Annotated in this window: 12 protein-coding genes; all 12 read left to right on the plus strand. The window is 34.2% G+C overall.

Annotated features, from left to right (window positions below; genetic code table 11):
* The first annotated feature begins 26 nt into the window (after window positions 1–26).
* The 12 genes from NQQ59_RS11000 (at window position 27) to NQQ59_RS11055 (ending at window position 24,784) form a co-directional block, all read left to right on the plus strand.
* Window positions 27–1,823, plus strand: coding sequence for a hypothetical protein (locus NQQ59_RS11000; protein ID WP_144219183.1), 1,797 nt, complete (start codon window positions 27–29; stop codon window positions 1,821–1,823).
* Window positions 1,824–1,906: 83 nt separating this feature from the next.
* On the plus strand, window positions 1,907–2,758 hold the full coding sequence (locus NQQ59_RS11005) for a DUF4861 family protein (protein ID WP_144219184.1): 852 nt from the start codon (window positions 1,907–1,909) through the stop codon (window positions 2,756–2,758).
* Between the two features lie 224 nt (window positions 2,759–2,982).
* Window positions 2,983–4,812, plus strand: a complete 1,830-nt coding sequence (locus NQQ59_RS11010) for a metallophosphoesterase (protein WP_144219185.1) — start codon at window positions 2,983–2,985, stop codon at window positions 4,810–4,812.
* 52 nt (window positions 4,813–4,864) lie between these two features.
* Window positions 4,865–8,899 carry a hybrid sensor histidine kinase/response regulator transcription factor gene (locus NQQ59_RS11015; RefSeq protein WP_144219186.1) on the plus strand — a complete coding sequence of 1,345 codons (4,035 nt, stop codon included), beginning with the start codon at window positions 4,865–4,867 and terminating at the stop codon, window positions 8,897–8,899.
* 587 nt (window positions 8,900–9,486) lie between these two features.
* Window positions 9,487–10,374, plus strand: coding sequence for an inositol oxygenase family protein (locus NQQ59_RS11020; protein WP_144219187.1), 888 nt, complete (start codon window positions 9,487–9,489; stop codon window positions 10,372–10,374).
* A gap of 181 nt (window positions 10,375–10,555) precedes the next feature.
* Window positions 10,556–13,693: a glycoside hydrolase family 2 TIM barrel-domain containing protein gene (locus NQQ59_RS11025; protein WP_144219188.1), complete on the plus strand. Its 3,138-nt coding sequence runs from the start codon at window positions 10,556–10,558 to the stop codon at window positions 13,691–13,693.
* A gap of 121 nt (window positions 13,694–13,814) precedes the next feature.
* Entirely contained in the window at window positions 13,815–14,957 is a 1,143-nt protein-coding gene (locus tag NQQ59_RS11030) for an acyltransferase family protein (protein WP_144219189.1), read from the plus strand.
* Between the two features lie 210 nt (window positions 14,958–15,167).
* Entirely contained in the window at window positions 15,168–16,805 is a 1,638-nt protein-coding gene (locus NQQ59_RS11035) for a sodium/sugar symporter (RefSeq protein ID WP_144219190.1), read from the plus strand.
* Window positions 16,806–16,990: 185 nt separating this feature from the next.
* Entirely contained in the window at window positions 16,991–18,514 is a 1,524-nt protein-coding gene (locus tag NQQ59_RS11040) for a glycoside hydrolase family 28 protein (protein WP_257698219.1), read from the plus strand.
* Between the two features lie 198 nt (window positions 18,515–18,712).
* Window positions 18,713–20,152, plus strand: coding sequence for a glycoside hydrolase family 28 protein (locus tag NQQ59_RS11045; protein ID WP_144219192.1), 1,440 nt, complete (start codon window positions 18,713–18,715; stop codon window positions 20,150–20,152).
* A gap of 138 nt (window positions 20,153–20,290) precedes the next feature.
* A complete protein-coding gene (locus tag NQQ59_RS11050) occupies window positions 20,291–22,270 on the plus strand; it encodes an alpha-L-arabinofuranosidase C-terminal domain-containing protein (RefSeq protein ID WP_144219193.1) in 1,980 nt (659 codons plus the stop codon).
* Window positions 22,271–22,315: 45 nt separating this feature from the next.
* Window positions 22,316–24,784 carry a glycoside hydrolase family 95 protein gene (locus NQQ59_RS11055; RefSeq protein ID WP_144219194.1) on the plus strand — a complete coding sequence of 823 codons (2,469 nt, stop codon included), beginning with the start codon at window positions 22,316–22,318 and terminating at the stop codon, window positions 24,782–24,784.
* Window positions 24,785–25,050: the final 266 nt, after the last annotated feature.

Consider the following 25,050-nt stretch of genomic DNA (forward strand, 5'->3'; position numbering starts at 1 on the left):
ATTTTTTCATTAATAAAGACAATAGCATGAAACATCATATGAGCCGTGGAGAATTTATCAGGTTGAGCAGTTTGTCATTAGGAGGTGTTTTAATGAGCAATACGCTTTTTGCAAATGATTTTTTTGCAAGTGATATCAACTCAAAAGAAGATCTTCAGTTAATGAAAAAACTAATCCTGAACAATGATGCGAAGGTCAAAAGTATATTGAACAAACCGTCATTGGATCCGACTATTAGAATTAATAATTTTCGAGGCATTGCCAATTCTATCACAGTAATGGCAGCTTCCTTATGCAATTCTGGTTCAGTATATTATAAATCTCCAATTTTAGTCGAAAAACTAAATGAGTCGATTGACGTTTTATTGAAAGAACAATACAGCGACGGAACGTTAGATGCTGGAGGAAACAGACAATCTCCACCCGATACCGCCTTTATTTTAGAATATGTATGTCCAGCCGCAGCTTTATTGAACAAAAGTAAACAGCCTAATCTGACAGTGCTTCGTGAAAAAGTAAAGAAATTTATTTTAAATGCAGGAGAAGCAATGATAACAGGAGGTGTTCATACGCCAAATCACAGATGGGTTATTTGTGCCGCTTTAGCGAATATTAATTCACTTTATCCAGATGTTCGATATGTAAACCGAATTGACGAATGGCTGGCAGAAGGAATTTATCACAACGAAGACGGCCATTATGCAGAACGAAGCGGCATTTATTCGGCTGTAATAGATAAAGCTTTAATAACGATGGCAAGATTGCTCAAAAGGCCGCAATTGCTGGAAATCGTAAACAAAAACCTGATTACTTATTTTTATTATACCGAAACAAACGGCGATTTGGTTACGGTCGATTCCAAAAGACAAGATCAGTTTATGGATTTGAAAGTGACTAAATTTTACTGGCAATATCGTTACATAGCTATTTGTACCAATAATCCGATGTTTGTTTATATGGTAAATCTGATTGAGAAACTTCCAGAGTTTACAAGTGATATTTTATCAGATTCGTTAGCTTTTTTTATGGAAAATGAAGAGCTTCAGAAACAAGTTCCTACTGAAAGCAATGTTCCAAATGATTTCGAAAAGTTTTTTGTCCTTTCGAATTTAGCCAGAATCAGAAGAGAGAAAACTTCCATTACTTTATTTGGAGGAAATGATCAGCCAGTTCAGATTGTATCCGGAAGATCATCAAATCCAAATTTTTTAATGTACAGAAAAGGAGAGGCGATTTTAAAATACATGCGTCTTTCAACTTCCTTTTTTAGAATGGGATATTTCAGCAGTAACGGAATCGTAAAAGAAGGAAACAAATATATTTTGACAGAAACCAAAGAAGCAGATTATTATCAGCCTCTTGCCGCTCCATATCGAAAATCAGATGGAGATTATAAATTATCAGAATCAGCCGATGGAAGATTTTGGAACAAAATGGATTTTGAGTCGAGAACAAAAAGCAATGTCAAAAAACAAATTACAGTAATTGAAATTACCGAAAATAACGGAACATTAAATTTAGATTTTAAAGTAGATGGTCCGCCAAATGTTGAGGTAACAATCGAAATGTGTTTCAACGAAAAAAGCATTGTAAACGGAGCAGTAACAAATGAAAAGAATAATTATTTTCTTAAAACTGGTTTCGGAGAAGTTGCAGATGCAGGAGATTCCATAAAATTTGGCCCAGGAAAATGTGAACATTTTAATATTGAAAACCTCGAAAGCGAGCAATATACCTATCATCAGGGAAGTTTACGAACCAATGGAGAACATGTTTACATAACTGGATTCACGCCTTTTCATCATCAAATGACAATTTCTTAAGATTAAATTGAAATTCTTGGTAGATTATAAAAGTTGTTTTTAAATTTACGGAAATTACATCTAACCTATAATATTTAAAAATTATGAAATTATCTATCGTAGCCTCTTTGCTTTTTTGCGGCATTTGTTTAGGACAAAATAATACAGACACTAGTTTGTATATGAAGTCTGATAAAATTACTTATTTAACAGATATCGGCTCAGAATCAGGGGATTTATATAAAACGATTGGACACCACGGACCAGCAGTTGAAAACGAATGGATGGCTTTGCGAATTTATTTCAGTGATAAAGTGGCTATCGATGTGTACAATAAAGCAAAACAAGGTCTGGAATTAAAAAAAGCAAATTGGTACCCAACACCAGAACAGCAAAAAGAAGGATGGGGAGCAGATTATTATAAAGTAGCATCTACCGTAGGTTTAGGAGGTGTAAAACTTTGGGACGGAGAAAAATTAGTACCGTTAAATCCAGTAACAAATCGTTTGGCTCGTGTGGGCAAAACAGAAAATACTTCTTGGATGGAAATGATTTCAAGAGGTGTTCCTTACAAAGGAAAAAAAGTAGATATTTTAGTTCGTGTAACTGTAACTTCAGGTAAAAGAGATGCAAAAGTAGAAGCAGTTTCTTTAACTGGAGAAAAAGTACAATTTGCAACTGGAATCAACTATTTTAAAGATTTCGCAACCAAAAAAGGAGCTAATTACATCGCAGTTTGGGGAAAACACCCAGAAGACGTAGCAGCAGAAATTGTTGAAGTTGGAGCAGCAATTAAATATAATCCGAAAGATTATGAAAAAACGACAGACGATGGAACACAATATTTATTGATTTCAAAACCTGCCAAGACCTTAGAGACTACCATTTTATCTTCATGTGCAAGAGAAACAGAATTGAACACTTTAGATAAATTGGAGGCATTTATTAAAAAATAATTGAATTATCCTTTAAACAAGGACGCGGATTAAACGGATTTACTTCGTAAAGACGCGGATAAAAACGGATAATCTATTTATATTTTTAAAAAGATTAATAAAAATCCGTTTTTATCCGCGTCTTCGCGTTAGCGAATCGTTTTAATCCGCGTCTGATTTTACAGATTTTCTATTTTTAAAAATAGGACAAATAACGGATAATCATAAAATTAAAAACAAATTACATGTTTAGAATATCGGCTATATTAGTACTTTTATTTTTTTTATATTCCTGCAAATCACAGCGGACTTCAAAAAAAGAAATTCAGATTGCTTTTATAGCCGATGCTCATTTACAGGATATTTATGCCAAATTTGAAGATAACGATTACAAGGGAATTCCAAATCCTGTAACAGGCGAGTACGCGAATATTCGAACGATGAATGCTCAGTTGCATTCTACGAGAATTTTCAATGAAAACTATTTCGCTTTTTTAGAAGCTTTAAACGATATTGTAAAAAGAGGCATAAAGCAAGTTGTACTTCCTGGTGATTTCAGCGACGACGGACAACCCGTTCACGTTCGCGGCTTACGAAAAATTCTTAATGAATATTCTCAAAAATACGGACTTTCATTCTTTGTCACCACAGGAAATCATGATGTGGTAAAACCTTTTGCGCAAGATGCTGTTAAAACTGATTTTTTAGGAAAAGACGGAAAAGAACAAATTATCAGCAGTTCTCCAAACAACTTCAATAAAAGCAAAAGCGAACTAGAACCTATTATTACAGCCGATATAAAAAATTGGGGTTACAAAGAAACAATTCAGGAAATGCGCGATTTTGGTTTCTTTCCTAAAAAGACCGATTTGTATTGGGAAACACCATTTTCAGACTACACGTATCAGAATTATACTTTTAAAAAAGCACAAAAAGAATCTGCTTTAGAAAAAAGAACGTATGTAATTAAAAACACCAATTTGTATCTGCCCGATGCGAGTTATTTGGTTGAGCCTGTAAAAGGAATCTGGCTTTTGGCAATTGATGCGAATGCCTATGTTCCGAATGAGAAATTATCGGGCGAACTGAATAACCCAAAAGATTTTTCGGGAGCGAATACAGGTTACAATAACGTTCTGATTTATAAAAGTCATTTGATTAATTGGGTCAAAAAGATTTCCGCTGAAGCGAAACAAAAAGGAAAAGTACTGATTGCTTTTAGTCATTATCCAATGGTTGACTTTAATGATGATGCTTCGCCAGAATTAAAACAGCTTTTTGGTGCCAATAAAATGCAATTGCAAAGAGTTCCAAGTGAAGAAGTGGCGCAACAATTTGCGGATGCTGGAATTCAAATTCATTTTGGCGGACACATGCATATCAACGACACAGGTGTTCGAACTACTGAAAAAGGGAATACGCTTTTTAATATTCAAACGCCGTCGCTTGCGGCATATATGCCGGCTTATAAAATTTTGACGATTCATTCTCCTTCTGAACTTGAAGTAGAAACTATTGTTGTGGGTAAAGTGGCGAAATTCAATAGTTTGTTTCCTTTTTATGAAGAGGAATATGCACATTTGAAAGACATTAAAAGCACAACCATTTGGGAAAAAGAAATTCTGAATGCTAAAGATTATGAAGAATTTACCAATTGGCATCTCAAAGAATTGGTGCGTTTACGCTTCTTGCCAGAAGATTTTCCAGCCGATTTCCTAAAGTCAATCGTAAATCTTTCAGGAATAGATTTGTTGGAAAAAAATAAAAACACACAAGAAGTGGATAAAGATTTGAAAGAGAATTCTCTAACGCTTTCTGATTTTGAGTCTTGGAATGGTTTTGATATGATTTTCGATTTTTACCGCCTAAAAAGTGCTGATGAACTGGCTTTTTCAAAAATTGGAAAAAATAAATTGAAACAGTACGAATTGATCTGCAAGCAGTTAAAAAAGTCAGATAATCCAAAACTAGTTTTATGGGCAGAAATATTCTACAAAACCATGAACGGTGAGCCTTCCGATCATTTTAAAATTAATCTGAAAAAAAACAAGATTGATAATTTATCTGTTAAATAATTTTGATATTTATTAAATCAAAAAGATTAAATTGCGTTTATAATTTATTTACATGAGCCAAAAATCCTTTATAGTATTCTTGTTATTTGCCGTATTTTATAATTCGTATTCACAGAATATAAAATTTGCGCATTATAATGATAATAATGGCTTGTCTCATAATTCGGTACGCCATATTGTACAGGATAAAAAAGGTTTCATGTGGTTTGGAACGTTCTCTGGATTAAACCGTTTTGATGGTTATCAGTTCAAAAACTATATGAGTTCTACGCCTGGAAAAAATAAATTATATAACGACGATATCACCGCTTTAGAATTGGACGACAAAGCCAATCAGTTGTGGATTGGAACCCGAAAAGGATTGACTCTTTTCCAAATGGATACGCATGTTTTTACTACTTTTTTTCATAAAAAAGACGATCCAAACAGCCTTCCAGATGATGAAGTTAGGTCAGTTCATGTAGATAAATTCAAAAGGGTTTGGGTAGGAACCAAAACAAAAGGAGTTTATTTATTTTCTCTGAAAGATAACCAATTTAACAAAATTCAGCTGAAAGGTTTTGATTATGTTAAAGAAATCTTTGAAGATAAAAAAGGTAATGTCTGGGTGGGAAGCTATGAAAAGTCAGGTGTAGCCAAAATTACAATGGACACAAAAGGCGCAATTGTAAGGATTAATACCTATACGCTTTCTGTTCCAAATTCAAGTATTAAAAATCCATACATCAACTTTATTTATGAAGATGCCAAGTCGGATATTTTTATTGGAAGTCGTGAGGGATTGTATAAATTGGATAAAACGACGAATCAGTTTGTTAATTTGTATATTGATAACAAACAGGTTAGAGGTGCTTTAGGACCTTATTTCCTATCTGTTGCACAAGCTCCTGACGGGAAATATTGGGTTGGAACTTTAGGTGGTTTATTGGTCTGCGATCAGCTAGAAGACATTCAAAAAGGAAATTACAAATGGTATTATTCGATTTTGTCTGATGATACTTCGCTTGTCGATAATTTAATTGCATCACTCTACTTTGATAAATCTGGCGTATTATGGATTGGAACCGAAGACGGTTTAGATAAATACGATCCCTATGAAAATCAGTTTACTTTAAACAAAGATATATCAAGATCTATTGGTAATCAAGCTCCTAGGATTAGAGGTTTTGCTAAAACTTATGATGAAAAAGTAATTGTTGCGACCTATCATAACGGACTTTATATTTCGAATATAAAAGGCTCAACTCCGTTACACAATACGGGAAAAGATATCGCTAGTATTTATTCTGATGACGGCAGGATTTTTTATTGCGGTCTTTGGGATGGAAACATTCTGGTTTACAATTACATGAATAATTCCTCTAGAGAAATTCATGCTGGATTTGAGAAATCGCCTGTTTTTGCTTTTAGAAAAATTTCAGATGACAAAATGATTGTCGGTTCCTTTGGAGAAGGGGCTGTAATTCTAAATACGAAAACGCTTCAGGTAGAAACCTCAAACAAACTTTTACCAGATTTTCAGATTAATGCAATCGAAAGAGATGCCAAAAACAATGTTTGGTTTGCCACAGAAACAGGCGTTGTAAAATACAATATCAATTCGGGAAAAATAGAAACGTATTCATCACTTTTTATCAAAGAAAAAGGCGTGCCTCATGATGAAAATGTGAGTGATGTTTTGGTAGATGTGAAAGGAAAAATCTGGGCTTCAACGCGTTTTGGATTGTGTTTGTTCAATCCAAAAAAGAATGAATTTGAGCCTGTAAAAAATCTAAAAGAACTTTCAGGAAAATGGATTACTGATATTTTATCAGATGCAAACGGAAATCTTTGGCTGAATATCAACAACAATAATATTGCTTTTGTAAAATCGAATTTAAAAGACATTAGTATTTACCATGTAAACAGCGGTAACAGATTGGATGTTTTTAGCTCAAGCGGTTTCTTTTATTTTAATAATTCGAATATTTTCCTTGGAGGTAAAAACGGAATTATTTCTTTTTCGCCACCAGCAATGAAAAGAAACAATTGGTCGCCATTGCCTGTTATTTCCGAATTTAAAATTCAGAACGAAGAGGTTTTTCCAGAAATGGAAATTAATGGGGAAATTCCGCTTTCAAAAGACCTGAATTATGGAAATGAAATAGAATTAAGCCATAAAAATAGAAACTTTTCGCTTCAGTTTTCGGCTCCGTCTTTTGCAAACGAAAAGCTGAATAAGTTTCAGTACATGCTAGAAGGTTTTGATAAACATTGGATTACGGCAAATAGCACCTCGAGAATTGTGCAGTATACCAACCTTTATCCAGGAAATTATACGTTCAAAATTAGATCAAGCAACAGTGATGGGTATTGGAGTAAAACGGTTTCGTATAAAATAAAAATTCAGCCTCCATTTTGGCTTACACCAACTTCGTTTTTAATGTTTTTTGCGATTTTGTTTGGGATTTTCTATTTCATCAGAAAAGAAATCAAAAACCGAATTCGTTTAAAACAAGAATTACTTACAGAGAAAGTAAATAGAGAACACGACATTAAATTGAACAATGAGAAATTACGTTTCTTTACGAATATTTCGCATGAATTAAGAACGCCTTTAACACTGATTTTAGGTCCTGCCAAACAATTGCTGGAAGAAAATAGTCATGCAACCGATTACGAAAAAAGCCGTTACAATCTAATTTATCAAAATGCCAGTAGATTATTAAATCTGGTAAATCAGGTATTGGATTTTAGAAAAGCACAATCTGGTGAATTAAAACTTAAAGTAACCAAAACGGATATTCTGTCGTATTCCAAAAATATCTTTGATTCGTTTAAGGAAATGGCTTATGATAAAAAGATTAAGCTCAATTTTATTACCGAAGATGATGAAATAAACGGTTGGCTAGACAATGATAAATACGATAAGATTTTGTACAATCTTTTATCTAATGCTTTAAAATTTACCAATAAAAACGGAAATGTTGATTTGGATATCAGACTGAAAGATACCGTTGAAGATATTTTGGTTATTGAAGTAACCGATGACGGAATTGGTATTCCGGTAAAAAGTTTGGAGAAAATCTTCAAACGCTTTTATCAGGCAACCAACAGCAAAGCCAATAATACGGGGTCGGGAATTGGTTTGTCATTGGTGAAATCTTTGGTAGCCATTCATAAAGGAACTATTTCGGTAGAAAGTACACAAGGAAAAGGAAGTACGTTTAGAGTGGAACTTCCAATTGACCGCTCTGCTTACGAAATGAAAGAAGTATTTGAATACGCTTTGAAAAATGATAATCAGAGTATGTTGATTCCTGAAAAAACGGTAAAGAAAATTATTCAAAATACCGATTTAAAAGAGAAAATCTTGGTAATCGAAGACAATAGTGAACTTAGAAAATATCTGGTTGATTACCTGTCTGATTATTACAAAGTGTATGATGCAGAAAATGGAGAAGAAGGTCTGAGAATCTGCCGACAAATTAAACCGATTGTCTGTGTTACCGATGTCATGATGCCAGTTATGGACGGATTGGAATTCTGCCGACAGCTTAAAAATGATGAATTTATCAGTCATATTCCAGTCGTAATGCTTACGGCGCTTTCTGAAAATATGGATAAAGTGAAAGGTTACGACACAGGCGCTGACGGCTATTTGGTGAAACCTTTTGAGCCGTTATTGCTTAAAACGGTAATTGAAAACATGATCAAATCAAGATCGGAACTCAAACAAAAATTCTCCGGAGAAGTAGAAAGTAAAGTCAGCATGTTGACTCATTCGCCAATTGATGAGGAATTTATGGAAAAAGTTACCAATTTAATCAATGATAATTTAAGTGATGCTGATCTTTCAACTGATTTTCTTTGTGATAAACTGGGTGTTAGTTCTTCTAAATTATATCGAAAAATCAAAGAATTGACCGATTTAGCACCAAATGAATTTATCAGAACGATTCGTTTAAAAAAATCAGCAGAACTGCTCAAAACCAAAAAATACAATGTATCTGAAGTAACAGATTTAGTTGGGTTTAATGATCCATTGTATTTCAGTCGTTGCTTTAAAAAACAGTTTGGTTTCCCGCCGAGTAAGCTTATTAATTAGTTTTTTTTGCCACAGATTATAATGATTTAGAGGATTTTTTCTTATGCCACGAATTACACAAATTATCACAAATTTATTTGAGATGGAATCTTTGTCAAGTTTTTACACAATCTTGTCATTCCGACAAAGGAGACCCGAGCGATAGCGAACAGGCGAAGCAAATTTCCACAAGTAATTCCACAAGTAATTCCACAAAGATTTTAAGCCCAATATTAAAAACATAGTCCAAGGTTTCAACCTTGGGTGCACAACGTATTTCCAATCTGAGCGTTCCCAAGGTTGAAACCTTGGGCTATGTTCAAATACGACGTAATCTTGTCATTTCGATGAAGGAGAAATCACACTCGGGATTCAACAAAGATTTTTTAAACATTTTCACAAACAAAAAATCATATTAATCCTTTTAATCTGTGGCAAAAAAAATCACCACGATTATAACTTAAATATTCAAAAAACATATAAATTATTGTTATTTAATATAAAAATCCTACAGTAATCAAAAAAATCCATGTTTTTGATGTATTAATCCATTTTGAAAAAGAGATGTAATTCTATTTTTGTCTTGTAACTTTTAACTATTTACCATTATGAAAAAGCATATAGACACAGACAATCCGTTGAATAATTTAGATGAGTGGGAAGATGATTTGTTAATGCGCTATCCTGATCCTTCTGAAGAAAATGAAGAGGTAAAAGAAAAGCAGAAAGAAGAATTCAGAAATTATGTCGATTCGGAAAGAGTAGAAACGGTTAAAGAGTTTTACAGGATAAACCACACCTATCAAACTTACGACTTCGTTTGCAATAAAGAACAGGAATTTTTGCAATTTAATAGAAAAGAAATGTCAATCTGGGAAGCTGTTGAGTTTTTAAACACACTTGTAGACGACAGCGACCCAGATATTGATTTAGATCAAACACAGCACCTTTTACAGACTTCAGAGGCGATTCGTGCAGACGGTCATCCAGATTGGTTTGTATTGACAGGATTTATCCATGATTTAGGCAAAGTTTTATGTCTTTTTGGAGAACCGCAATGGGCAGTTGTGGGAGATACATTCCCAGTTGGATGTGCGTACTCAGATAAAATTGTCTATTCAGAATTTTTTAAAGAAAATCCAGATTTTACAGATGAAAGATTCAATACTAAATTTGGGGTTTACACCGAAAACTGTGGATTGGATAAGGTAAAAATGAGCTGGGGACACGACGAATATTTGTATCAGATTATGAAAGATTATCTTCCAGATCCAGCTTTATACATGATTCGTTACCATTCATTTTATTCACAGCATAAAGAAAATGCGTATTTACATTTAATGAATGAAAAAGACATTGAAATGTTTGACTGGGTTAGAAAATTCAATCCATACGATTTATATACAAAAGCTCCCGTTAAACCAGATGTACAAGCATTACTTCCTTATTATAAAGAATTAGTTGCTAAATATTTGCCTGAGAAGTTGAAGTTTTAAAAGTTTATATCAACACATAGAAACATAGATTTTTTTTTGAATGTAAGAGTACTAATTAAAAGAAACTAGTTTCCCACACATAGCTATGTTTTTTGTAATGAAATGAAATGCCTTTTTCTACAAAGAAAAACTATGTTTCTATGTGTTAAAAAATAATTGCCAGCTATCTAAAACCAAAATAATGCAGACCACCAAAACCAAAATATTTTTTATAAGCCTATTGCAACTTTGCGTTGCAGTTGTTTCGGCTCAAGAAAAAGACCGTAATGATTGGGAAAATCCAGAGGTTTTTCAAATCAACAGAGAACCGGCTCGCGCTGCTTTTCTTCCTTATGCAGATGAAAATTCTGTTATAATAGATAAATACGAGAATTCACCTTGGTATTTTTCTTTAAATGGAAAATGGAAATTTTCTTGGTCACCAACACCAGACGAGCGTCCGAAGGATTTTTATAAAACGGATTTCAGTACGTTGCATTGGAAAGAACTTCAAGTGCCTTCGAATTGGGAACTAAATGGTTACGGCGTGCCTATTTATACCAATATTACATATCCTTTCGAAAAAAATCCGCCTTTTATCAATCATTGGGACAATCCGGTTGGGTCTTATAAAAGAGATTTTGTGCTGCCAGAAAACTGGAACGGCCGACATGTTTTTCTGCATTTTGAAGCAGGAACTTCTGCCATGTATATTTGGGTGAATGGACAAAAAGTAGGTTATACTGAAAACACTAAAAGTCCAGCAGAATTTGATATTTCTAAATATCTAAAACCTGGAAAAAACAATGTAGCAATAGAAGTATACAGATGGAGCGATGGTTCTTATTTGGAAGATCAGGACATGTGGCGACTTTCTGGAATTGACAGAAATGTGTATTTGTATAGCACAAATAATGTTCGCATTTCAGACTTTTTTGCCAAACCAGATTTAGATGCGAAATACAAAAACGGAAGTTTGAATGTGGATGTAAGTTTAAAAAATCTGACTTCAACTCCGGTTAACAATCAAAAATTAGTTGCAAAACTAGTTGATGCTTCTGGAAAAAATGTATTTGTAAAAGAATTGAATGTCAATATAGAAGCTTCAAAAATTCAAACTTTAAATTTTGCTCAAAATGTATCGAGTCCAAAATTATGGAGCAGTGAGGCGCCTAATTTGTACACGTTGATTTTGACTTTAAAAAATGCAAAAGGAGAAATCGTAGAGACCGTTGGAACGCAAATCGGATTCAGAAAAGTAGAATTAAAAGGAAGTCAATTATTGGTAAACGGAGTTCGATTAATGGTTCATGGCGTTAATATTCATGAACATAATCCAGAAACGGGACATTATCAGGACGAAGCGACGATGATGAAAGACATCAAAATGATGAAACAACTGAATATCAATTCAGTTCGCTGCAGTCATTATCCGAACAATATTTTATGGGTAAAACTGTGTAACAAATACGGTTTGTTTTTGGTAGATGAAGCCAATATCGAAAGCCATGGAATGGGAGTAGAAGGACAGCCTCTAATTTGGATGAATCCAAAAACGAATCCAGGTTATCTTCCAGAATGGAGAGAAGCACATTTGGACAGAATTTATAGTTTGGTTGAAAGAGATAAAAATATGCCATCTGTCATTATCTGGTCGTTAGGTAACGAAAGTGCCAATGGACCTGTTTTTCACGATGCTTACAAATGGATCAAAAAGAGAGATAATACAAGATTAGTTCAGTTTGAACAAGCCAAAGAAAACGAAAACACAGATATCGTTTGCCCAATGTATCCAACGATTGAATACATGAAAGAATATGCGGCAAGAAAGGAAGTGAGTCGTCCGTATATCATGTGTGAGTATTCGCATGCAATGGGAAACAGCAGTGGAAATTTTCAAGAATACTGGGATATCATTCGCGGAAGCAAAAACATGCAAGGCGGATTTATCTGGGACTGGGTTGATCAAGGATACAAAAGAAAAGATGATGCGGGTAGAGAATACTGGGCTTATGGTGGTGATATGGGAAGTCAGAATTATTTAAATGATGAAAACTTCTGTCACAATGGTTTGGTTTATGCCGATAGAACACCACATCCAGGTGCTTTTGAAGTGAAGAAAGTCTATCAGAATATCTTGTTCAAAGCGATAGATATTAAAAACGGAATCATTGAAATCAATAACGATTTTGGATTTACGAATCTCAATAAATACAATTTTAGATATGAAGTTTTAGAAAATGGAAAAGTGATTAAAGAAGGAACTTTGAATGTTGCTTTAGATCCAAAATCTAAAAAACAATTTAAAATTGATTTACCAAAATTAGAATCAAAAGAAGGAATCGAATATTTATTGAATGTTTTTGCGAATACCAAAACAGGTTCAGAATTATTGCCTCAGAACTTCGAAATTGCCAAAGAGCAATTTGTAATTGAAGACGGAAAATATTTCGCAAAAGCGGATAAAGCAACTACAGCAAAAGTTCAAGATGAAAATGAGCAATTTATATTGAGTTCAGATAATGTTACGGTTAACATCAGCAAAAAAACGGGATTGATTTCGTATTACAGTTTAAAAGGGGAAGAATATTTCAAACAATATCCGGAACCTAATTTCTGGAGAGCACCAACTGATAATGACATTGGAAACAAAATGCAGATTAGAACCAATGTTTGGAGAACAGCTGGAAAAAACACTTCGTTAGAAAGCATTCAGCAAACAGAAGAAAACGGCAAGAAATACATCGTTGCAAAATTAAAATTGAATGATGTTAGTTCCGATTATACGATCAAATACGCATTAGGAAATGACGGTGCTTTAGAAATTCAAGCTTCTTATAAAAAAGGAAATAATCCGGTACCAGAATTACCGCGTTTCGGAATGATTTTCACTTTAAAAAATACATTAGAAAATTTAGATTATTACGGAAGAGGACCATTAGAAAATTATCCAGACAGAAAAACATCATCTCTAAAAGGAATTTATACTAGTAAAGTTGCAGACCAATATGTGCCTTATACACGCCCACAAGAAAATGGATACAAGACGGATATACGCTGGTTTAAATTGTCAAGCAATAAAGGAAATGGCTTGGAAATAAAAGGTCTGCAGCCTTTAGGTATGAGTACTTTGAATAATTATCCGAGTGATTTTGATGGAGGAATTTCCAAAAAGAACATTCACTCCAGCGATATTACTCCAAGAAATGAAGTTGTAGTTTGTGTCGACTTAACCCAACGCGGATTAGGAGGTGACAACAGCTGGGGATTACCGCCTCATGAACAATACACTTTAACCCAAAGCGAATACAGCTACGGATTTATCATTAAACCACTTTAACTTAAATAAAGTTTAGTTTTCAGTCTCGGTTTTCAGTCACAATTAGAACTGAAAACTGCGACTGTGACTGAAAAACTAAAAAAAACTAACTGAAAACCGAGACCGAAAACTAAAAACTAAAATGAGTAACACTACAAGCGGAAGATTAATTTCTTTAGATGCACTGCGCGGATTTGTGATGTTTTGGATCATGAGCGGCGAACATATTGTTCATGCTTTGGCCAAAGCTGCGCCAATTCCTGTTTTTGTTTGGATGTCATCGCAACTGCATCATGCGGAATGGAATGGTATTACCTTCTATGATATGATTTTTCCAGTGTTTTTGTTTGTTGCTGGCGTTTCGATGCCGTATTCTTTTGAAAAGAAAATACAATTGGCAGGCGTGAATTCGGCAAAAGATTTGCCATCCAACGAAAAACGTAAGATATATTTATCAATGCTGAGAAGAACTTTTATCTTACTAGTTCTCGGATTTGTGGTAAATGGATTATTACGATTTGATGGTTTCGATAATACGCGTCTGGCAAGTGTTTTGGGAAGAATCGGTCTGGCTTGGTTTTTTGCTGGAATTATCTATTTGAATTTTGATATTAAAAAACAACTAATTTGGTTTTTCGGTATTCTGATTGGCTATTATGTTGCAATGAAATGGATTCCAGTTCCGGATTTTGGAGCAGGAATTTTAACCAAAGAAGGTTCATTAGAAGGTTATATTGATCGATTGCTTTTACCAGGAAGATTACATAGTACAGTTTATGATCCAGAAGGAATATTTTCAACTCTTCCGGCTATTTCAACAGCTTTATTAGGTGTTTTTGTCGGAACATTTTTAAAAGCAAAATCTTCATTTTCAATAAATGTAAAATTGCTTTTAATGACTTTAACCGCTGTAGTTTTAATCATTGCAGGTTTGATTTGGGATATCAGTTTTCCAATCAATAAACATTTATGGACGAGTTCCTTTGTCTGTTTTGTTGGCGGATTTAGTATCTTATTTTTTGTCTTTTTTTATGTGATAATTGATTTATTTGGTTTTCAAAAATGGGCTTTCCCATTGATTTTAATCGGTTCCAATTCAATTTTAATTTATATCGCTGCAGAAGGTTTAGTCGATTTTAAACACACCGCAGATTATGTTTTCGGCGGACTTATCAATTTTACGCCGATTGATTGGCAGCCATTTTTTGCTGCATTATCCGTTACCGTCGTACAGCTTATTTTACTGTACTTTTTATATAAAAAGAAATGGTTTCTAAAAATTTAGAAGGAACCGTAGATTTTTTTAACACATAGAAACATAGATTTTATGATTAAAAGAAAAAGAGAATAAAAAGAAACTAGTTTCTAACACATAGCTATGTACATTTAAGCAAATGAAATGCCTTTTAAAGATTTCTAAAGCTATGTTTCTATGTGTTTAAACAATTCTCAAAAAATACATTTTACTATCTAACCACACAATAACCACACAATTATGAATGTATTACAAACCGCAGATTACATTGTTTTCTTTATCTACTTTGTCATAGTAACCGCCTATGGAATGTATATTTACAGAAGCAAAAAAACAGCTGCAACGAGTTCTAACGAATATTTCCTAGCCGAAGGATCGCTTACTTGGTGGGCAATTGGAGCTTCTTTAATCGCTTCCAATATTTCAGCAGAACATTTCATCGGAATGAGCGGTTCCGGTTTCGCTATCGGACTGGCGATTGCTTCTTACGAATGGATGTCGGCAGCTACATTAATTATCGTAGCGATGTTTATCTTACCTGTTTATTTAAAGAATAAGATATTCACTATGCCTCAGTTTTTAGCCAAAAGATACAGCGGAACGGTAAGTACAATTATGGCTATTATCTGGCTATTGATTTATGTATTTGTGAATCTTACTTCCATTATTTATTTGGGAGCTTTGGCCATTTCTTCTATTGCGCCAGTAAGTTTTCAATTTTGTGTTATCGGTTTGAGTTTGTTCTCTGTAATCGTGACTTTAGGCGGAATGAAAGTAATCGGATATACTGATATGTTTCAGGTTATTGTTTTAATTCTCGGCGGATTGGTGACGACTTATTTGGCCTTAACATTACTTTCTGATCAGTTTGGTTTTGGAAAAGATATTCTAAAAGCACTTTCTATTATTGCCGATGAAGCGCCAGGACATTTACACATGATTTTAGAAGAATCAAATCCGCATTATAATGAATTACCAGGAATGTCGGTTTTAGTTGGCGGAATGTTGATCAATAATCTAGCGTACTGGGGATGTAACCAATACATCGTTCAAAGAGCTTTAGGAGCCGATTTGAAAACAGCGAGAAAAGGAATTTTATTTGCTGCTTTCTTAAAATTATTGGTTCCAATTATTGCTGTTTTACCAGGAATCGCCATGTTTGTCATGCATGAAAACGGAATGTTTCAGCAGGAAATGGTGGATGCAGCAGGCGTTTTAAAACCAGATCATGCGTATCCAACTTTAATGAATTTACTTCCTGCGGGATTAAAAGGGGTAGCTTTAGCGGCTTTAACGGCAGCAATTGTGGCTTCTTTGGCAGGAAAAGCCAATAGTATTTCGACTATTTTTTCTTTAGATATTTATAAAAAATATTTCAATTCACAGGCATCAGAAAAGAAACTGGTTCGTACCGGAAGATGGTGCGTTGTGGTGTGTATGATAATTGCCGCTTTTGTAGCTCCGGCATTAAAATCTTTAGATCAGGCGTATCAATTTATTCAAGAATATGTTGGGTTCTTTTCACCAGGAGTTTTGGCGATTTTCTTGTTGGGAATGTTCTGGAAAAAAACAACTCCAGCTGCTGGATTGGCAGGTGCATTGTTAACAGTGCCTCTTGCTGCAATATTAAAATTCCTGCCAATGTGGACCGATGGTGCTTTTCCACATTATCCTTTCTTAGATCGAATGACGATTGTTTTCTTTATTATTGTTTTAATAATGGTTGGAATCAGTTTGGCAAAACCAGTTTCTGAAGTAGAATCTAAAATGCACGAAATTGAGGTTGATAAATCAATGTTTAAAGTGTCATCAGAATTTATTGTTGGTTCGTTTATTATCAGCGGAGTTTTAGTGGCTTTGTATACTGTTTTCTGGTAAGATTTTATAATTGCCACAAAGGCGCGAAGTCGCAAAGTTTTTGTTTCACGCAGATCTGGCAGATTTTAGCAGATTTAATTGGATTTTTTTATAAAAATATCTGCGGAATCTGCTAAAATCATTTTAAATCTGCGTGAAAAAAATTAGCAAAGAGATTAAATTAAAGATTAAATAATAAAATGAAAATGAAATCTATAATCGCCATACTTATTTTCTGTATTTCGATGACCGTTTCGGCGCAAAAGGTTTTTGATATTAAAAAATACGGTGCAGTTGGAGATGGCAAAACTTTAAATACAAAAGCTATTCAAAAAGCAATTGATGCAGCTAATAAAAGTAAAGGCGGAAAAGTTGTTTTTTCTAAAGGAACTTTTCTATCGGGAAGTATTGTTTTAAAAAATGATGTCGAATTATTCTTTGAAGATGGAGCAACTTTGTTAGGAAGTACCAATCCAGATGATTATCCAAAATATGAGGGAATTAGAGCTTTGATTATTGCCAATGAATCTAAAAATATTGCTGTAAACGGAAAAGGAATTATAGATGGACAAGGAAGAGAATTGGCTTTAGCAATTGATTCTTTGCATCATACAGGAGTTCGAATTGATCCAAAATACAATTACAGAAGAATGCGTCCTGAAGACGGAAGAGGAAAACTGATTTCGTTTGTAAAATGCGATTCAATAACCATGAAGCATATTACCTTGAAAAATAGTCCAGGTTGGACACAGTGTTTCAGAGAATGTAAAAACATTGTAATTGATTTTATGAAAGTGGAAAGCAGAGCATATTGGAACAATGACGGAATTGATTTGGATGGCTGTGAAAATGCTCGGATCACAAACTGCAACGTAAACGCTGCTGATGATGGAATTTGTTTAAAATCAGAAGTGCCGGGATTGCATAATAACAATATTTACATTGCAAATTGCACTATTAGATCGAGTGCCAATGCAGTGAAATTTGGAACAGGTTCTTATGGGAGTTTCAAAAATGTGACAATCGAAAACATCAAAGTTTTTGATACGTTCAGATCGGCGGTTGCGATTGAATCGGTTGATGGAGCTGAAATCGAAAATATCAAAGTTTCAGATATTACCGCTGTAAATACAGGGAATGCAATTTTAATTCGTTTAGGGCATAGAAACGGAGATAAGCCAGGATACATCAAAAATGTATCGGTTAAAAATGTAAAAGCACAGATTCCGTTTGGCCGTCCTGATATTGATTACGATATGCGCGGACCAGAAGTAGATTATTTCCATAATCCATTTCCATCTTCTATTGCCGGAATTCCAGGTCATTCTATTGAAAACGTGACTTTAGAAAATATTGAAATCGTTTGTCCGGGAAGAGCTTCAAAAGGAATGGCGTATCATCCGTTAAGCCGATTAAAAGATGTAAAAGAAAACATCAAAGGTTATCCTGAATTTACCATGTTCGGAGAATTGCCTTCTTGGGGATTTTACGTTCGCCACGTCAACGGAATCGAAATGAAGAACATTAAATTGATTTTGGATAAAGAAGATTTTCGCCCTGCTTTTGTTTTTGATGATGTTAAAAACCTAACAATGAAAACAATTGATATTCCATCAGATAAAAACGATCAGATTATTTTTAAAGATGTTTTGTCAAGTAATCTAGACAACGAATCGTTAAAAAGAAAAATAGAACCAGAACAAAATAAATTTGAATTGCCGGCTCATTGAGAGTTGGCCACAAAGGCGCTAAGACACAAAGTTTTTTTGTTTCACGCAGATAAAGCAGATTGAAGCAGATTTAATTAGATTTTTTTATAAAATATCTGCGTGATCTGCTTAAATCCTTTTAAATCTGCGTGAAACAAGAAAACTTTAAAAGAAAACTTAGTGCCTTAGCGCCTTTGTGGCATAAAAAAATTAAAAAATATGAAAAAGAAATCCATCATCACGCTATTAATTTTCTGCCTTTCGTTAACCGTTTCGGCACAAAAGATTTACGACATTAAAAAATACGGAGCAAAAGGAGACGGAAAAACAAATGATGCAGCAGCAATTCAAAAAGCAATTGATGCCTGCAGTCAAACAGGAGGAAGAGTTTTAATTCCGGCACCATTTACCTTTTTATCTGGACCAATTGATGTGAAATCAAAAGTGGATTTGCATATCGAAGCGGGCGCTAAATTATTGGCAAGTCCAGATGAAAAACTGTATACAAAAAGCGCTTTTAGAACCAATCCTGGAGAAGGAACGATTTGGATTGGTGGAGAAAACATCGAAGATTTCACCATTAGCGGAAGCGGAAAAATAGACGGAAACGGGATTTCTTTCATGGGAGCAGAGGAAGATGACGCTTATATTTTAAAACCGTTTAATGTTCTAGATCCAAGACCTCACGTTTTAACGATTATTGGAGGAAAAAATATCAGAATCAAAGATGTTCATATCGGAAATTCGGCTTATTGGACGGTTCATTTAATTGGTTGTAATGATGTTGTTATCAGCGGAATTACTTTATTGAATAGTTTGAAAGTGCGTAACAGTGACGGAATCGATTTGGATCATTCTAAAAATGTGAGAATCAGCGATTGTTATATCGAAAGCGGTGACGATTGTATCTGTTTGAAAAACCGTAGAGAATTTGAAGAATTTGGCGCTTGCGAAAATATTACGGTTACCAATTGTACCATGACAAGTAGCAGTTGTGCGATTAAAATTGGTTCAGAAAATATGGATGCGATCAGACAAGTCGTTTTCAATAATTGCATCATTAAAAACAGCAACCGTGCTTTAGGAATTCAGAACCGAGATGAAGGAACCGTAAGCGATGTTATTTTTTCTAATATTATTATCGAAAGTAAATTGAACACCGATACGTGGTGGGGAAAAGCAGAACCGATTTATGTAACGGCTTTCAGCAGAGCAAAAGGGAATCATAAAGATGCCAACTGGCGTTTTCCAAAAGGGGCAACAGAAGGAAAAGTGGGAGAAATCAAAAACATTTATTTTACTAATATCCAGTGCACAGGAGAAAACGGTGTGTTTGTAAGCGGCGAATCTAAAGATAAAATCAAGAATATTGTTTTTGAAAACGTAAGTGTTTTTATGGATAAAACTACTTCTTTTCCTGGCGGATTATACGACAGACGTCCTGCAAATGTCGAAGGTTTTGTAAAAGGAAGTACTTCAGGTTTTTATTTTGACACCGCAGAAAGTATCAAAGTTCAAAATTGTACTGTTCAATGGGGAAAAAACAAACCAGAATATTTTAAATATGCGGTAGAAAGCAAAAATGTTGATGTTTTGAAAGTAGTCAATTTAGATGGAGAAGCGGCTTTTCCAAATAAATATGAGGCCGTTAAAAAGTAATTTAAACGCATAGAACATTTATATTTATAAAAGTCACGATAAACCTTTAGAGTGTGATACTTTTTCCAACTTTTAAGGTAGATTTTAAAAAGATAATTTGATATATTGCAAGTATATTCTCAATATAAAAACATTACCATGAAAAGAAATGTAATTTCAACACTATTTATAGGAGGGCTGTTATTCAGTAGTATTAATGCAAGTGCTCAAAAAGCGAATTTAGAAGTCGATGCTTCCAAAACGATAACTAAAATTCAGCCAACTATGTTCGGTTTATTTTTTGAAGACATCAATTTTGCTGCAGATGGCGGACTTTATGCTGAGATGATTAAAAACAGATCTTTTGAATTTGAAAAACCTTTGATGGGATGGGAGCAGCCAAAATCGAGCAGGTCTTCTATGAACAAAGAATCAGGAATGGCGTTGCCTGTAAACGTTGCTGCAAGCAATACTAATTTTTGCAGGGTAGAAATAAACAATGCAAAAGGCTATGCTTTGATAAATGAAGGATTTAGAGGAATGGGAGTAAAGAAAGATGCTAAATATAATTTTTCTTTAAAAGCGGCAAATCATGACGGAGCCATCAAAAAAATCATCATTCAGTTAATTGATAAAGATCAAAAAGTAATTGGAGAAACGAGTATTGTTCCGAAATCAGATCAATGGACGAATTATACCGCTCAGATTGTTGGTACTCAGACCGAAAAGAAAGCAAAACTTAAATTGACTTTTGAAGGAAATGGAACAATAGATTTAGATATGATTTCGCTTTTTCCTGAAGACACTTGGAAAGGAAGAAAAAACGGACTTAGAAAAGATCTTGTACAACTTTTATATGATGTAAAACCAGGTTTTTTACGTTTTCCGGGAGGTTGTATTGTAGAAGGAAGAACGTTGGCGGATCGTTACCAATGGAAAAAATCGGTTGGAAATGTTGAGGATAGAAAAACGATGATGAACCGTTGGAATGTCGAATTCAACCATAAATTAACACCAGATTATTTTCAAAGTTTCGGATTAGGATTTTACGAATATTTCCAGCTTTCAGAAGATATTGGGGCAGAACCGCTTCCAATTTTAAGTTGTGGAATGGCTTGTCAATATAATACAGGAGAATTGGCTCCAATGAGCGAATTAGATCCTTATGTTCAGGATGCTTTAGATTTGATCGAATTTGCTAACGGCGCTGTTACGACAACTTGGGGAAAAATGCGTTCTGATATGGGACATCCAAAACCATTTAATTTAAAATTTATCGGAGTTGGAAACGAGCAATGGGGAACGGATTATATTGAAAGATATAAAGTTTTCGAAAAAGCAATCAAAGCAAAATATCCGAACATCATTATCGTATCTGGAAGCGGACCTTCGCCAGACGGAGAACATTTTGATTATGCTATGGCAGAACTTAAAAAACTGAATGCAGAACTGGTAGACGAACATTATTATAAGAGTCCACAATGGTTTAGAGAAAATGCAGGTCGTTACGACAATTACGATAGAAAAGGTCCAAAAATATTTGCAGGTGAATATGCTGCACAAAGTGTTTCAGGAGCGAATCCAAATAACAGAAACAATTGGGAGTGTGCATTCTCTGAAGCTGCTTTTATGACAGGTTTAGAAAGAAATGCAGAAGTTGTTCAATTAACTTCTTATGCGCCTTTAATGGCTCACGAAGATGCGTGGCAATGGACACCGGATATGATTTGGTTTAATAACTTAGAATCTTACGGATCAGCGAATTATTATGTTCAGCAATTATTTTCAACTAATAAAGGAACAGATCTTTTAAACATTACAAAAGATGGTAAAGCTTTAATTGGTCAGAATAATTTATATGCCTCAGCAGTAAAAGATGTAAACAGTAAAGAAATCATTGTAAAACTGGTTAACACAGCAGCAGAAGCACAAGAAGTGAATATTGATTTGAAAGGAGCAAAGTTAGGCTCAAAAGGAACAATGATAAGATTGGCAAGTGCAAGTACACAAGATGAAAATACATTTGCTGATCCAAAAAAAATCACGCCAAAACAAAGCGAATACAAAGTAACAAAAGGAAAACAAGATTTAAATCTTCCTGCTTACTCAATAACGGTTTTAAAACTGAAAACGATTTAAAAATAGCATTCAGTCCAGGTTTTGTTCCATCAAAAATTAATATACATGTTGTACCATTCTCTTAAAAAAAGTGTTTTTTTAGTATTCCTATTAGCAGGATTTTCTGTTGCTGCACAAGATTTAAAACTGCAATACAATCAGCCCGCTGTTGAATGGACTGAAGCATTGCCAATAGGGAATGGTACACTTGGTGCAATGGTTTTTGGAAGAGTAGATTCTGAATTAATTCAGCTCAATGAAGCTACTTTATGGAGTGGTGGACCGGTACAAAAGAATGTAAACCCTGATGCCTTTAAGAATCTCGCTTTGATTAGAGAAGCGCTTACAAAAGAAGATTTTGAAAAAGCATATGCTCTAACCAAAAATATGCAAGGGCCTTACAGCGAAAGTTTTATGCCGTTGGGTGATCTTATTTTAAATCAGGATTTTGGTGGACAAAAACCAGATTCATATAATAGAAATCTGGATTTACAAACAGGATTAGCGGTAACCAATTTTAAAGTCGGAGGCATAAATTATAAAAGAGAAATCTTCGCATCAGCGCCTGCACAATGTATTGTAATTAAACTTTCGGCAGATCAGTTAAAAAAACTTTCTGTTACAATTGATGCAGCGAGTCTTTTAAAAAATCAAAAATCAATACAGAACCAATCACTGGTTTTAAATGGTAAAGCGCCTTCTCACTCAGATCCAAGTTATATTAATTACAACAAAGAACCAGTTGTTTATGAAGATGCTACAGGATGCAGAGGAATGCGTTTTGAATTGATTATTAAACCAATTGTAAAAGATGGTGAAGTAAGTTCTGATGGAAACAAATTAGTGATTAAAAACGCTTCTGAAATACTACTTTTTGTTTCAGCTGCTACAAGTTTTAACGGATTTGATAAATGTCCGGATAGCGAAGGAAAAGACGAACATAAATTTGCTGAAGCTCCGATTAAAAAAGTTGTTGCTAAGAAATATGATGTTTTATTAAAAGAGCACATTACAGATTTTCAAAAGCTTTTCAACAGAGTTTCGTTGCAATTAAATGCAAATGAAACGAAGAAATCTAATCTTGCAACAGATATTAGATTAGAACAATACGCAAAAGGAGAAAAAGACGCTGGACTTGAAGCTTTGTTTTTTCAATACGGACGTTATTTATTGATTTCTTGTTCACGCACACACAATGCGCCAGCCAATTTACAAGGAATCTGGAATCAGAAACTTCGTGCACCTTGGAGCAGTAATTATACCACAAATATTAATGTACAGATGAATTACTGGCCTGTAGAATCAGGGAATTTGTCTGAATTGTTTTTTCCTTTGAATGACTTCATCAAGAATGTTTCGGTTACAGGAGCAGAAACAGCCAAAAGTTATTATCACGCCAAAGGTTGGGTATTGCATCATAATTCAGATATCTGGGCAATGACTAATCCTGTTGGTGATTTTGGAAAAGGAGATCCAATGTGGGCCAATTGGTATATGGGAGCCAACTGGTTAAGCAGACATTTATGGGAACATTACGAATATACTGGTGACAAAGAGTATCTTAAAAAAGTATATCCAATTATAAAAGGAGCAGCTGAATTTAGTTTAGATTGGCTTCAAAAAGATAAAAATGGTTATTTGGTAACGATGCCTTCGACTTCGCCTGAGAATAAGTATTATTACGATGGGAAAAAACAAGGAACAGTTACAACAGCTTCAACAATGGATATCGGAATCATAAAAGATCTATTTGAAAATACGGTTGAAGCCACTAAAATTCTAAATATTGATGCAGATTTTAGACAGACTGTAACCAAAGCTGAACAAGAATTATTACCATTTCAAATTGGAAATAAAGGACAGTTGTTGGAATGGTACAAAGATTTTGAAGAAGAAGATCCACATCACAGACATACTTCTCATTTGTATGCTTTACATCCAGCCAATTTAATTTCGCCACTTAAAACGCCAGAATTAGCTGCTGCTGCAAAGAAAACACTCGAACTTCGTGGTGATGACGGAACAGGTTGGAGTTTGGCATGGAAAGTAAATATGTGGGCAAGACTTTTGGATGGAAATCATGCGTACAGATTATTCAAAAATCAATTAAGACTGACTAAAGAAAATAATACAGAATACAATAGACACGGTGGTTGTTATCCAAATCTTTTTGATGCGCATCCGCCTTTTCAGATCGATGGAAATTTTGCAGGAACTGCTGGTGTAATCGAAATGTTAATGCAAAGCCAGAACAAAGAAATACATTTACTCCCTGCGTTGCCAGATGCATGGTCAGATGGTGAAATTAAGGGAATTAATGCCAAAGGTAATTTTACTGTAGACATAAAATGGAATTCTGGTAAAATGAGTCAGGCTAAGATTGTATCAAATAATGGAGGAACTTGTGCAGTTCGATCTGCAGAACCATTTGTAATTGAAAAATTGAATATTAAAAGTAAAAAATCATCTATAGGTTATACAGCAGTATTTGAAAGTAAAAAAGGAAGTACGTATACGATTTCAGCTTCAAAATAGATTTTAAAGGTCTTTTTTGAGCGTATTCGACATAATTTTAGCTTTTATTTTTATAATACAGGATAAAGGGTGTATTTCTTAAAATTCTAATGATTCATTATCATTATAGATGCTGACGGAGAATTTATTGCGAATTCTTTCGTTTTTAAGTCTGAATGAAATTTTAAATCTAGATTTTTTAAAGAAAAAAAATGACCTAAGCTTCATTAAATCAAATATTTATAATATATTTAACACACCAAACATGGGAATTGTGTAAAATTTGT

The organism is Flavobacterium panacis (genome assembly GCF_024649945.1).
Classification (GTDB): Bacteria; Bacteroidota; Bacteroidia; order Flavobacteriales; family Flavobacteriaceae; genus Flavobacterium; species Flavobacterium panacis.

Coding starts and splice junctions, on each gene's coding strand:
- NQQ59_RS11015 (WP_144219186.1), top strand. CDS start 4,865: ATGAGCCAAAAATCCTTTATAGTATTCTTGTTATTTGCCGTATTTTAT.
- NQQ59_RS11035 (WP_144219190.1), top strand. CDS start 15,168: ATGAATGTATTACAAACCGCAGATTACATTGTTTTCTTTATCTACTTT.
- NQQ59_RS11010 (WP_144219185.1), top strand. CDS start 2,983: ATGTTTAGAATATCGGCTATATTAGTACTTTTATTTTTTTTATATTCC.
- NQQ59_RS11040 (WP_257698219.1), top strand. CDS start 16,991: ATGAAATCTATAATCGCCATACTTATTTTCTGTATTTCGATGACCGTT.
- NQQ59_RS11005 (WP_144219184.1), top strand. CDS start 1,907: ATGAAATTATCTATCGTAGCCTCTTTGCTTTTTTGCGGCATTTGTTTA.
- NQQ59_RS11055 (WP_144219194.1), top strand. CDS start 22,316: ATGTTGTACCATTCTCTTAAAAAAAGTGTTTTTTTAGTATTCCTATTA.
- NQQ59_RS11000 (WP_144219183.1), top strand. CDS start 27: ATGAAACATCATATGAGCCGTGGAGAATTTATCAGGTTGAGCAGTTTG.
- NQQ59_RS11025 (WP_144219188.1), top strand. CDS start 10,556: ATGCAGACCACCAAAACCAAAATATTTTTTATAAGCCTATTGCAACTT.
- NQQ59_RS11020 (WP_144219187.1), top strand. CDS start 9,487: ATGAAAAAGCATATAGACACAGACAATCCGTTGAATAATTTAGATGAG.
- NQQ59_RS11030 (WP_144219189.1), top strand. CDS start 13,815: ATGAGTAACACTACAAGCGGAAGATTAATTTCTTTAGATGCACTGCGC.
- NQQ59_RS11045 (WP_144219192.1), top strand. CDS start 18,713: ATGAAAAAGAAATCCATCATCACGCTATTAATTTTCTGCCTTTCGTTA.
- NQQ59_RS11050 (WP_144219193.1), top strand. CDS start 20,291: ATGAAAAGAAATGTAATTTCAACACTATTTATAGGAGGGCTGTTATTC.